The organism is Vibrio splendidus (genome assembly GCF_003345295.1).
GTDB classification, from domain to species: domain Bacteria; phylum Pseudomonadota; class Gammaproteobacteria; order Enterobacterales; family Vibrionaceae; genus Vibrio; species Vibrio splendidus_K.
In genome coordinates, this window is the sequence record NZ_CP031055.1 from 446,723 (window position 1) to 459,190 (window position 12,468).

Consider the following 12,468-nt stretch of genomic DNA (forward strand, 5'->3'; position numbering starts at 1 on the left):
AGATCGCACTAACTATTAACAAATTAGCGTAGGACGTAAATTGAATGACGTTTTCCACGCTAGGTCACATTTGTAACAACACATTTATCAGAAGGCAGTAAGGCATGACGACCACAAGCAGTGTTCAGGTAATCGCTCCACAGACACTCGATACCATGACGTTTCCACTTCATGGCGCGCGTTTAATTGAAGCATCAGCGGGTACGGGTAAAACATTTACCATCGCTGGCTTGTACTTACGCCTACTGCTCGGGCACGGCACGGCTGCACCACAAGGTGATCTGACGGAAGCCACCCGACATCATGAGCCGCTAACCGTAGACCAAATTCTGGTGGTGACCTTTACCGAAGCGGCAACAGCAGAGCTCAAAGACCGCATAAGGAAAAAAATACGCGCTGCATATATATCATTTCGTAGAGGCGTTTGCGTTGACTCTAAAGACCAATTTATCAAGGACTTACTTGAAGAATACGATGATGCCAAGAGAGCATCCGCAGCCATAACATTGCTTAATGCCGAAAGGCAAATGGATGAAGCGGCTGTCTACACCATCCATGGCTTCTGTCAGCGTATGTTGACCCAAAATGCCTTTGAGTCTGGCAGCCGTTTTGATAATGAATTTGTGACCGATGAAAGCCATCTGAAAGCACAAGTGGTAGCCGACTATTGGCGTAAGCAGTTCTACCCGCTGCCAATTCAACTGGCTGGTGAAGTGAGAAATATTTGGGGTTCTCCCGCTTCGTTACTTGCCGATGTAAATCGCTATCTGACGGGCTCTCCGCTGAAATTGACGGTAGATGCGATGTCGGGCGACCTGCAAACTCTGCACAATCAAAACTTAGATAAAGTGAAGCAACTTAAGGCGTTGTGGTGTGAATCCGAAGCGGACTTTTTGGCTTTGATTTCTGGATCGGATGTGAATAAGCGCAGCTACACTAAGAAGTCTTTGCCGACTTGGTTAGAAGCCGTCACAGCATGGGCGCAAAGCGACACTCATGATTACCAGTTTCCAGATAAACTAGAGAAGTTCTCACAAGCAACGTTAATTGAAAAAACACCAAAAGGCACTGCACCTCAACACGCAGTTTTCGAAGCGATTGAAGACTTCTTAAATTCTCCTGCAGATCTTAAAGCCCCATTGTTGGCACATGCGATTATTCATTGTCGAACTATGCTAGCCAAGGCGAAACAGCAGAAGCAATGGTTATCGTTTGATGACTTGCTGACTCAGTTATCTGCGTCGATTGATGTGGATGATCAATCGTTGCTGGTGGAGAGAATCCGTACCTTATACCCAGTGGCGATGATCGATGAATTCCAAGATACCGACCCGCTGCAGTACAGTATTTTCAGCCGAATCTATTTAGATAACCCGCAATGCGGTTTGTTTATGATCGGTGACCCGAAGCAGGCTATCTATGGTTTCCGCGGTGCAGATATCTTTACCTATATCAAGGCGAGAAACCAAGTTAGTGCTCACTACACCTTAGGCACTAACTGGCGTTCGAGTGCTGACATGGTCAGTGCGGTAAACCAAGTGTTTATGAATTCGGATAGCCCATTTATCTACGACCAAGATATTCCATTTTTGCCCGTTGCTGCCAGCCCATCGGCCGATAAACGCCAATGGGTGATGAATGGTCAAACTCAGCACGCGCTCACCTTTTGGCTGCAAGAGGCGGAAGACAAGCCCTTACCGAAAGGCGAATATCACAAGGCCATGGCTGAAGCGACTGCGAGTCAAATTCAAACCATTCTGACCGCTTCTCAAAACGAACAAGCCTATTTTGATAACGGCAAAAAACAACATGCTGTGAATGCGGGTGATATTGCTGTCTTGGTTCGAACTGGCAGTGAAGGTCGTCTGATCAAGAACGCGCTGTCTGAGCAAGGCATCGCGAGTGTGTACTTGTCGAACCGAGATAGCGTGTTCACCAGCTTGGTCGCACAAGATATTCAGCGTTTATTACAGGCGGTGCTGACTCCTGAAAATGACCGTGCATTACGCGCCAGTTTAGCGTCGGAGTTGTTTGCTTTGGATGCCGCATCATTGGATGAACTCAACAACGATGAAGTGGTGTGGGAAAACGTCGTTAACGAATTTCGAGAATACCGTAAGTTATGGCTACAGCGCGGCGTGCTACCAATGCTTCGCAGCGTGATCAGTAAACGACATCTCGCGGAACGTTTACTGGAAGAAGAAAATGGTGAGCGCTCACTCACTGATTTGATGCACATTGGCGAATTGTTGCAACAAGCAAGACAAGAGCTCGACAGTGACTATGGCTTGTTGCGTTGGTTGGCAGAAGCGATATCAGATGCACAAAATGGTTTAGGCGGTAGTGATGACGACATTCAACGCCTTGAATCAGAAAGAAACTTGGTTCAAATCGTTACCATTCATAAGTCGAAAGGCTTGGAATATGACCTCGTATTTTTGCCGTTTGTCGCGAGTTACCGTGAAGCGAGTGAAGGCAAGTTCTACGATCACGATTCAGATACCACAGTGCTTGATATTACCGGTAGCGATAGCGCATTGGCACAAGCAGATAAAGAGCGATTGGCAGAAGATTTACGTTTGATTTACGTGGCGCTTACTCGTGCTGTTTATGGATGTTTCATTGGCATGGCACCGCTACGTAAAGGGCGTTCAACCAAAGAGCCAACAGGCGTTCACTTGAGTGCTATGGGCTACTTGGTTCAAAACGGACAAGAGCAAGGCATCGCCGAGTTACATCAAGCTCTGTCAGCGATTGAGGGTAAGAATTCAAGCGTATTACTGTCTGAAACACCAACCGCTCACGAGCAAGTGTTTGTTCAGGCAGAGCAAGTGAGTGACGACCTACAGGCTAGCGAACTGAAGGCTTCAATTGACCGAGCTTGGCGTATCACCAGTTACTCGGGGCTTGTAAAACAAGGCAGTCACGGCGCAAGTCATGACGCTACGATTGAGGTGTCTGGCTTCGATATTGATTCAGCCGATGAGCAAGATGAGTCGGAACTGATTGAACCGGAACGTTCTATATTCACGTTCCCTCGCGGTGCTCGCCCGGGTACCTTCTTACACACCTTGTTTGAGGATGTTGAATTTACAGAGCCTGCAACCAGTGACCATAACACGCAAGTAATCACTCACTTGTTAGAGTCAGAGCAATACGAGCTAGAGTGGCTACCCGTACTTCAACAGCTTGTCGATACGGTGCTTAACACCGCATTAGATGGCAAAAATCTAAAGCTGAGCGAGAAAGACTCAACTCAACGATTAGTCGAAATGGAGTTCTTGTTACCGATCGAAGTGTTGGCCGCATCTGAGCTCAATCAAACCATTCAATATCATGATCCGCTATCGGCTAAAGCGGGTGATCTCGGCTTCCAAACTGTACAAGGCATGCTGAAAGGCTTTATCGATTTAGTGTTTGAGCATCAAGGTAAATACTATGTACTTGACTGGAAATCGAACCATTTAGGTGATGACGTTGCCGTCTACCATGGTGAGGCATTGAAATCGGCGATGGCCGACCACCGCTACGATCTGCAATATCAAATCTATGCGTTGGCATTGCACCGCTTCTTACGCAGCCGTGTTGCGAATTATAGTTATGAACAACATTTCGGTGGGGTTTATTACTTGTTCTTAAGAGGAATGGACGGTCAATCTCAACAAGGTATTTTCTCGGCTAAACCAACCTTGGCTTTGCTCGATGAAATGGATCAATTGATTGACGGTAAAGTGATAGACAGACGTTCAGCACAATTGAATGATAATGAAACTGGACAGATGGGGCTTCTATAATGACAACGACCACGATTGATACGACAAACCCTGTAAAGCTAGTTTCACTTATCCCTGAACAGCTTATGGATGTATTAAAGTTCCTCGCGGATAAGGGTTCGATTCGCCAATTGGATTATCAATTTGCCCGTTTTATTGCTCAGCAAGCTACGAGTCATTCTCAAGAGATCGGCTTTCTTGCTGGGGTCGTGAGCCATGAATTAGGCAAGGGGCATATTTGTACTCAGCTTATACAAGCTCAAACGGCAGGCCCTGAACTAACGACAGATCTAGCTCAGTTACTCGGTTTGTATGGTGAAACGGCGCTGCAACTGAACCTAAAATTGTTGGGGATTGATTGGGTGGCGGTACTTCAATCGTCAAACCTAGTAGGTACAACCAATGACTGTGTTAAGCCGCTGATGTTTTATGGGCAGCGTGTCTACTTACAGCGTTATTGGAACTACGAAGTTGTGCTGGCTGACACCTTAAACCGTTTAAGTAAGCCGGTAGAGTTCAATATTGAACAGAAAAAAGCGCTAACCGAAACGTTGAATCAGTTATTCGCACGCAGTTACCATTTTCTGTTTAATGCCTTAGCCAAGGCTGAAGCAAACCAACAAACGTCTCAGGTATTACGCCAACAGCTGGTGTGTGATCATCTTGATATCGTCGATGAGCAATCTCTGAATTGGGGTGCAATCGACCAAGCGATTGTCCAAGCTAAGCAGGTAACGGACTTAGATGTTCTAGACGGTTTGGTGCCGTTATCTGCATGTTTGAACTGGCAAAAAGTGGCGGCAGCGGTGGCGTTAAGTCGTCGTTTTGCTGTGATTTCTGGTGGGCCGGGCACGGGTAAAACGACCACGGTAACCAAATTACTATCGGCGATGGCTGAGCAATCACTAAGCCAAGGTAAAACACCGACGATCAAGCTGGTGGCTCCGACAGGTAAAGCGGCGGCACGCTTAACTGAGTCGATTGGTAAAGCGATTGAGCAATTGCCTTTAGCGCCTGAAGTAAAGGCCAACATACCGACTGAATCCAGTACTTTACATAGGTTACTCGGCGCGATTCCTAATCGAGCGGAATTTAGACATAACCGACGTAATCCACTTCACCTTGATATCTTGGTGGTGGATGAGGCATCGATGGTCGATCTATCTATGATGTATAAGCTGGTGGATGCGCTTCCTGAGCACGCAAGGCTTATCTTATTGGGTGATAAAGACCAACTCGCTTCAGTAGAAGCTGGTGCCGTGTTGGGTGATATCTGCTCGTTTAATTCAACAGGCTACAGCACAGCACAAGGCAACTTGATTGCGGAGATGACAGGCTTTGATGCGATAGCTAAATCCAGACAGGCCAAAGCTGGAGCGGTGAATCCGCCTGCGATTGCAGATAGTTTGTGTATGCTGCAGAAGAGTTATCGTTTCGATGCGCGTTCTGGTATTGGGCAGTTGGCAAAAGCAATCAATAACGGCTCTGCAAATCAGGTCGACCAAGTATTTGCCAAAGGATTTGAGGATATCGAAAACCATCCCCTGTCGAGTGACAGCTATAACTTGATGCTGCGAACTTTGGTTAATGAGTATGGTGCGTATCTGAACCGAATGAATGTACCGCTTGAAGAGCTAGAGACTCAAGAATCACGCGCAAAATCGGTTCTCGATCTGTTTAGCCAGTGTCGATTACTGTGTTCTATTCGTGAAGGGGATTTTGGTGTTAAAGGCCTTAATCACAGAATCGAAAGGGCGCTTGCAGCAAGACGATTGGTGAATCCGCACAACGATGAACTGTGGTATCACGGGCGACCTGTGATGGTAACGCGTAATGATCATGGTTTGGGTTTGTACAATGGTGATATTGGTATCTGTATGCTCGAAGCCGATGCAACGACTTTAGAGTCAAATAGTGCGAATTCCACACCTAGATTGAAGGTGTATTTTGAGTTGCCCGATGGCAGTGTGAAAGCCGTGCTTCCAAGCCGAGTCCCCGATCATGAGACCGCTTATGCGATGACGATACACAAATCTCAAGGCAGTGAATTTGATTTGACCTTAATGATCTTACCGCCAGATTTCAGCCCCATTTTAACGCGAGAGCTTATCTATACAGGGATTACGCGTGCTAAGAAACGACTGATGATGTTCAGCGACACAAATGTGTTGAAGCGTGGGATTAAGGTGAAAACAGAGCGAGTGAGTGGTTTAGGCAGTCGTTTAACGAATTAGTCGTTAATGGCCGCTAGAAAAGGGCTTGAACTTAGAGCTAGATAAACACAAAGCAACCATCCCTGGTTGCTTTGAGCGTTATTAAGACTCTTTGCTTAAAAACGCTCGAGTAAACGATATATGGTTTATCTTGTACTTTGCTTGGCAATTCAAAATAAACTCTTTTAGATTCTCGCTAACAGGGAACACGCAGTGTACGTCTAGCCCTTCTAAGAATTGGTTATCAGCCATATCCCAAAAACTTTGCAGCGAGTTACAAACAATGGTTCTCATATCAATGTTGCTCTTTTTGCTGTTTATATCAACGGTCAGAACGGCTTCTAGCGTGCTGACCGTCAACGGGTATAGCAATCCGTGCAGTGACCATCTCAATGAGTTCGATATGACTATCGAGATGGCAATTCCAATAAAAACTTTTGTTAATATTATAAAGCGCCTAAATTCTATACAATTATTCGTGTGAGTGAAAGTGCATATTTGATAAATCTCATATAGTAAACGATTACATTTGCAATTATTTTTCTATTAAATTGAGATTCCGCTCCAAAACTTTATTTATACGTTTAGCGCTAAGATTTTTGAGTTTCTCTGATAGTTGTATAGCCCTTGTTTTTCCATCGGTAACTCGTCCACGCCTATCTCGTAAAACCCCTGCTCACGGAACCAGTGAAGGCTGTGCGTAGTAAGGACAAAGATCTGGTCGATATCACGAGATTTTGATTGGTGGCGCATGTAATCCAGCAGTAACTGTCCACGGTTTCCATCGCGATAGTCTGGGTGGATAGCAACACAGGCCATCTCTGCCATGTGGTCTTCTGGATACGCGTATAGCGCAGCGCAACCAATAATTAGGCCGTCTTTTTCGATAATGGTAAAACGATGGATCTCTTGCTCTAACTGCTCTCTTGAACGGCGAACTAAGATGCCTTGTTCTTCCAGTGGACGAATAAGGTCAAAGATACCTCCGATATCATCAATCTGAGCTTGTCTTACTTGCTCGGCACTTGCCATGACCACTTGGGTGCCAATACCATCAAAAGAGAATAGCTCTTGGATTAATGCGCCATCCACTTTGTAGCTGATTAGATGACAACGAGGCACTCCAGCACGACAAGCAGAGATAGCACCTTTTAAGAAGCGTAATGTACCAGTGCTCATATCTTCTTTAGGGTTCTGAGATTCCGTTAAGCGTTCTAGAATTTGTTTAGCGTCTTTAGGGAAGAGTTCAGCGAGTACATTACCGCTTTCATCGGTTACCCCTTGCTCTGAACAAAAACCAATCAGCTTGTCGGCCTTTAAACGAATAGCAACTTGGGTTGCGACCTCTTCAGAAAGCAGGTTAAAGCTTTCGCCAGTCACGGAGCTAGCAATAGGCCCAAGAAGGACGATAGAACCTTGGTCAAGTGTGCGATTAATCCCTTCGATGTCTATTCGACGAATACGCCCGCTGTGGCAATAATCCGTACCATCATCGACACCTAGCGGCTGAGCGGTAATGAAGTTACCACTCATCACATTGAGTTGAGTGCCTGCCATCGGGGTGTTGTTTAGGCTCATTGAAAGTCGAGCTGTGATAGCCAGTTGTAGTTGACCAGCAGCCTGCATCGCGACACCTAAAGAATATTCGTCAGTAACTCTAATATTCTTATGGTAAGGCGTGTGGCAATCTTGCCTTGCTAATAGTTGGTTGATCTGTGGTCTTGCTCCGTGAACGAGAACAATTTTTACCCCAAGGCTGTGGAGTAAGGCTATATCGCTAATTATGTTGCCAAAGTTTCTATCGGCAACGGCTTCGCCACCAAGCATAATAACCATGGTTTTGCCACGGTGAGCATTTACGTAAGGGGTTGATTGTCTGAAACCTTTTACTAGCGCTGTACTTCTTAATTTCACAGAACAAGTCCATTTTTGTTTATTTATTCGCTAATTTAGCATTTAAATTCAAATATAAACAACACCTTTTTTGGAATAAAGCGCAAACTATTCTCATCTAGGGTTCATTATATAAACTGTCTCAGTGTAGAATGCATATAGCATCTTTATGAGTCGTAACCGAATGCAACAAGCTCCAGCAACAAAGAACAAAATCGATGAGATTACCCAAGGCCTCTACAGTGAAGTTGAGCAACGCCATCAATCTAAGTTGAAGCGTAAGATCATTGAACGCTGTTTAATGGTTTTAGCTTTAGTGGGATCGTTTGCTGTGGTTTCCTTGTTCGGTGATGTGCTATCCCGAGTACAAGATGCGGCGACGCCCGACAATCTGATATACGGTACGTGGGTAGAGCAGGACGTTGCACATTATGCGACGGACGAGTTTCGACTAAACGCTAATGGCGTGTCAGTGCGTGGGTCTGTTGTTTCGACGAGTTTTGACTTTGATGGTAACTACTTCGAATATAAAGCGGGTGATAAAACCTATCGCTTCCGCATGACCAATTCTGACAACACAGAAATGGTGCTCGATTCTGATAATCACTACAATCCCGTCTTCCGCCTTAAAGGCCATATCGAGAACTCAGTCCGATAGGTTATCTTATTGTAAACTCTTACAATCTACGATTGTGTTATCTGACTGTTTTTGTCATCCTCGATGCATAGAATTTTTAGGATGACTCTTGTGATTAAAAAATGGCTTCCCCTTGTCGCTGCCTCTTTCTTATTTGGCTGTGCTCAACCGACTGATCTTGCTCAACAACACCTTGATGACGAATTTTCTCGCACCTTAAATAAGGTCGATCAGGTTGAATCCAATAAACCAAGAGACTACACCGCATTTGCAGAGCAAGCTGAAATGGTGGTTTCTAAATCCCCTTCGATGGCTAAAATCTATGAGCCGCTTTATCAGCAACTCAATGAGTGGGCGATGCAAAGTGGAGATCCAAGCGAGCTCGCTAACTTTGGCGTTCAAACTGCTCAATTGGGTGGTGGTGATAAGCAAGGCAACGTTTTGTTCACGGGGTACTTTTCTCCCGTAATGGAGCTACGCCACGAAGCCAGTGAAGAATACCGTTTCCCTGTTTATGGACTTCCAGAGTGCGATAAAGAATGTCCAACCCGCGAAGAGATCTACAACGGTGCATTAGAAGGCCAGGGCCTTGAGTTAGGTTACTCGTCGAACCGCATCGATCCTTTTATGATGGAAGTGCAGGGCAGTGGATTCGTGCATTTCGGTGATGACGATACGTTGCAGTATTTCGCATACGCGGGTAAGAACAATAAAGCTTACGTGAGCATTGGCCGTGTTTTGATCGAGCGAGGCTTAGTTCCACGCGAAAAAATGTCACTGAAAGCAATCAAAGAGTGGGTATTGGCAAACGATCCTGAAGTTGTCAAAGAGCTGCTTGAGCAAAACCCATCTTTCGTGTTTTTTGAAGCGAGAGACGACCTATCAGTAATGGGCAGCGCGGGCATCCCTCTATTACCTATGGCGGCAGTCGCGGGCGATCGCTCTATATTGCCTATGGGGACGCCAATCCTAGCTGAGGTTCCATTATTGAATGCAGACGGTACTTGGAGCGGTGCGCACCAACTAAGACTGTTACTGGTTTTGGATACCGGTGGCGCAGTTAAGCAGAACCATTTGGATCTCTACCACGGTATGGGGCCAAGAGCAGGAACTGAAGCGGGTCATTACAAGCATTTTGGTCGTGTATGGAAGCTTGGCTTAGATGGCAGTGCCACCGAAGCGCCTTGGGCTTTGCCTCCTGAAAAGGTCGAGTAAACAACAATAAAATAGGGCATTGAAAGCGAATCGCTAATCCCCTAGACTTTTAATTCAAGAGTGCGTATAAAACGCACTCTTTTCTTTTTCTCAGAAATAAATTGGCGGCAACAATGCGTGAATTGACCACTCCAGCTTCAGAAAACTATGACCAACGATTTGGTGGCACTCGTCGCTTATATGGCAATAGTGAAGTCGACATACTTAGAGCAGCACACGTGTGTGTGATCGGTATTGGCGGTGTAGGTTCATGGGCTGTTGAAGCGCTTGCTCGTACCGGTTTAGGTGAGCTGACTTTGATCGATATGGATGATGTGTGTGTGACTAACATCAACCGTCAAATCCATGCAATGTCGGGTACCGTCGGTAAGAGCAAAATCGAAGTGATGGCCGAGCGCGTCAAACTGATTAACCCTGAGTGTAAAGTGAACCTGATTGACGACTTTATTGGCCCTGATAATCAGGCTGAATACCTATCGAAAGAGTTCGACTTTGTGTTAGATGCGATTGATAGTATGAAAGCTAAAGCTTCACTGTTGGCATATTGTCGTAGCAACAAAATCAAGGTGATCACCACCGGTGGCGCGGGTGGGCAAGTCGACCCGACTCAAATCAAAGTGGCTGATCTGACTAAGACGATTCAAGATCCGCTAGCGAAGAAGCTAAAAGATACCCTTCGTCGTCATCATAATTTCCCTATGAACCCTGCGCGTAAGTTTGGTATCGATTGTGTGTTCTCGACTGAGCAACTGAAATACCCTCAAGCCGACGGCAGTGTATGTGCTGCGAAAGCAACAGCGGAAGGTCCAAAACGCATGGACTGTGCGACGGGTTTTGGCGCTGCGACAGTGGTCACCGCGACTTTTGGTTTTGTGGCTGTTTCACGTATTGTTGAAAAGCTGATTCAAAAGCACGCTAAGTAACGTCTTCTATTCAATTAATAATCGACTGGATATTAAAATGACCACATTCCCAAGCTCTCCATTCGGCACTGAAATTACCAGTGATGATATTGTCGCGAAGATGCAGACATTCAGCGGTTGGGAAGACCGTTATCGTCAAGTGATTCAATGGGGTAAGAAATTACCTAGCATGCCTGATGAGCTGAAGAGTGAGCAGGTTGTAGTTTCTGGTTGTGAAAGCCAAGTCTGGCTAGTTTCTCAGAACATCGACGGTGTTTGGTATTTTTGTGCTGATTCTGATGCTCGTATCGTGCGCGGTCTGATCGCATTAGTGATGGCTGCGTATGATGGAAAAACATCAGAGCAGGTTCAAGCGTTTGATATTGATGGTTACTTCGAAAACATCGGTTTAATCAACCACCTAAGCCCATCTCGCGGTAATGGATTAAAAGCGATCGTTGCTCAAATCCAAGAACTAAGTGCTTAATATCTCTTAGATACACAGAAACAAAAAGGGTTGACGCTAAACGCCAACCCTAAATAATTTCGCTACTCGCTACTCGCTACTCGCTACTCGCTACTCGCTACTCGCTACTCGCTACTCGCTACAGCATATCAACGGCTTTTTCTATCGCCGCTATGAGCTTTTCAACGTCATCCATGTTGTTGTAAATACCAAATGAAATTCGAACCGTTCCTTTCACATTAAGTGCATCCATTAATGGATGAGCACAATGATGTCCTGCTCGTACCGCAATACCTTGCTGATCCAACAGTGTCGCAATGTCTTGATGGTGAACACCTTCCATAACAAAAGTAATCACGCTTGCGTTGGGCTGATACCCCAAAACCTGAATATCATCCAGTTTACTGAGTGCACGGTAGGTTTCGTGCTGAAGCTGGTGGATATGATTTTCGACATCTTGCTGTGCAAAACCACTTAACCATTCTATTGCAGTGCTTAATGCTATCGCTCCCGCCACATTTGGCGTGCCCGCTTCGAATTTGCCAGGCAGTTCTGAAAAAGTAGTGCCAGAGAAAGAGACACGCTCAACCATTTTGCCACCGCCGTGCCAAGGTGGCATCGCTTCGAGCAATTCAAGCTTGCCGTAAAGTACACCGATACCCGCAGGGGCGTAGAGCTTGTGCCCTGAGAATACGTAGAAATCCGCACCTAAAGCAGCAACATCAACGGGCTCGTGTACGATGCCCTGTGCGCCATCGACCACAACAATCGCATCCATCTTGTGTGCTTTTTCTATGACAGCTTCAATTGGCTGACGAGAACTCGTCACGTTGGTTATCTGAGCTAATGCAACAATCTTGGTTCGTTCATTTAAAAGCGTATCAAACACGACTAGGTCAAATTCGCAATCCGATGTCATCGGTACTTTAACAACTTTAGCCCCGGTTTGTTCAGCCACAATTTGCCAAGGCACAATGTTGGCGTGATGTTCCATTTCGCTAACCAAGATCTCATCGCCAGGCTGAAGGGTGCTTCTTGCGTAGGTTTGAGCTATCAGGTTGAGTGCTTCGGTGGCACCGCGAGTCCAAATGATCTCTTTTGAAGATCTTGCACCGATAAACTGAGCGACCTTATCTCTTGCCGTTTCAAACTGGCTGGTCGCGTTCGCTGTTAAGCTATGACTACCACGGTGAACATTGGCATTTTGTTTGGAGTAATATTGGCTAATGGCATCAATAACCACCTGAGGTTTTTGTGTCGTTGCCGCGCTGTCTAAGTAAATCAATGGTTGTTGATTGATGGTTTGTGATAGCGCAGGAAACTGCTCTCGGATGTGATTGATATCAAGCATCTATTCTTACCTAAAATC

General features: G+C 45.7%; 9 protein-coding genes. 6 read left to right on the top strand and 3 right to left on the bottom strand.

The window, feature by feature from the left end; all coding sequences use genetic code 11:
* Nucleotides 1–104: 104 nt before the first annotated feature.
* Both recB and recD read left to right on the top strand, forming a co-directional pair.
* Entirely contained in the window at nt 105–3,794 is a 3,690-nt protein-coding gene (gene recB / locus DUN60_RS01875; protein ID WP_114633053.1) for an exodeoxyribonuclease V subunit beta, read from the top strand.
* The gene (recD, locus tag DUN60_RS01880; protein ID WP_114633054.1) at nt 3,794–6,007 is read left to right on the top strand and encodes an exodeoxyribonuclease V subunit alpha; all 2,214 of its coding nucleotides are present in this window, start codon (nt 3,794–3,796) and stop codon (nt 6,005–6,007) included. Before recB ends, recD begins: the two co-directional genes overlap by 1 nt.
* Before the next feature lie 81 nt (nt 6,008–6,088).
* Here recD and DUN60_RS01885 read toward each other — a convergent pair whose 3' ends face one another.
* Both DUN60_RS01885 and argA read right to left on the bottom strand, forming a co-directional pair.
* Nucleotides 6,089–6,280, bottom strand: a complete 192-nt coding sequence (locus DUN60_RS01885) for a hypothetical protein (RefSeq protein ID WP_004735192.1) — start codon at nt 6,278–6,280, stop codon at nt 6,089–6,091.
* A 282-nt stretch (nt 6,281–6,562) separates the two neighbouring features.
* Nucleotides 6,563–7,900, bottom strand: a complete 1,338-nt coding sequence (gene argA, locus DUN60_RS01895) for an amino-acid N-acetyltransferase (RefSeq protein ID WP_065206883.1) — start codon at nt 7,898–7,900, stop codon at nt 6,563–6,565.
* Nucleotides 7,901–8,063: 163 nt separating this feature from the next.
* On the opposite strand from argA, the gene DUN60_RS01900 reads away from it, so the two are divergent.
* The 4 genes from DUN60_RS01900 to csdE all read left to right on the top strand — a co-directional run bounded on the left by DUN60_RS01900 (nt 8,064) and on the right by csdE (nt 11,120).
* A complete protein-coding gene (locus tag DUN60_RS01900; RefSeq protein ID WP_114633055.1) occupies nt 8,064–8,537 on the top strand; it encodes a DUF2850 domain-containing protein in 474 nt (157 codons plus the stop codon).
* 81 nt (nt 8,538–8,618) lie between these two features.
* Nucleotides 8,619–9,731, top strand: coding sequence for a murein transglycosylase A (mltA, locus tag DUN60_RS01905; protein WP_114633056.1), 1,113 nt, complete (start codon nt 8,619–8,621; stop codon nt 9,729–9,731).
* Nucleotides 9,732–9,844: 113 nt separating this feature from the next.
* A complete protein-coding gene (gene tcdA, locus DUN60_RS01910) occupies nt 9,845–10,654 on the top strand; it encodes a tRNA cyclic N6-threonylcarbamoyladenosine(37) synthase TcdA (protein WP_102511055.1) in 810 nt (269 codons plus the stop codon).
* 37 nt (nt 10,655–10,691) lie between these two features.
* On the top strand, nt 10,692–11,120 hold the full coding sequence (csdE, locus tag DUN60_RS01915; RefSeq protein ID WP_114633057.1) for a cysteine desulfurase sulfur acceptor subunit CsdE: 429 nt from the start codon (nt 10,692–10,694) through the stop codon (nt 11,118–11,120).
* 118 nt (nt 11,121–11,238) lie between these two features.
* Here the strand turns inward: csdE and csdA are convergent, their stop codons facing one another.
* Nucleotides 11,239–12,450, bottom strand: coding sequence for a cysteine desulfurase CsdA (csdA, locus tag DUN60_RS01920; RefSeq protein ID WP_114633058.1), 1,212 nt, complete (start codon nt 12,448–12,450; stop codon nt 11,239–11,241).
* Nucleotides 12,451–12,468 lie beyond the last annotated feature (18 nt).

What these genes read in the sequence shown, in the direction of transcription:
- mltA (WP_114633056.1), top strand. Translation starts at nt 8,619, where the DNA reads ATGACTCTTGTGATTAAAAAATGGCTTCCCCTTGTCGCTGCCTCTTTC.
- csdA (WP_114633058.1), bottom strand. Translation starts at nt 12,450, where the DNA reads ATGCTTGATATCAATCACATCCGAGAGCAGTTTCCTGCGCTATCACAA.
- DUN60_RS01900 (WP_114633055.1), top strand. Translation starts at nt 8,064, where the DNA reads ATGCAACAAGCTCCAGCAACAAAGAACAAAATCGATGAGATTACCCAA.
- recB (WP_114633053.1), top strand. Translation starts at nt 105, where the DNA reads ATGACGACCACAAGCAGTGTTCAGGTAATCGCTCCACAGACACTCGAT.
- csdE (WP_114633057.1), top strand. Translation starts at nt 10,692, where the DNA reads ATGACCACATTCCCAAGCTCTCCATTCGGCACTGAAATTACCAGTGAT.
- recD (WP_114633054.1), top strand. Translation starts at nt 3,794, where the DNA reads ATGACAACGACCACGATTGATACGACAAACCCTGTAAAGCTAGTTTCA.
- DUN60_RS01885 (WP_004735192.1), bottom strand. Translation starts at nt 6,280, where the DNA reads ATGAGAACCATTGTTTGTAACTCGCTGCAAAGTTTTTGGGATATGGCT.
- tcdA (WP_102511055.1), top strand. Translation starts at nt 9,845, where the DNA reads ATGCGTGAATTGACCACTCCAGCTTCAGAAAACTATGACCAACGATTT.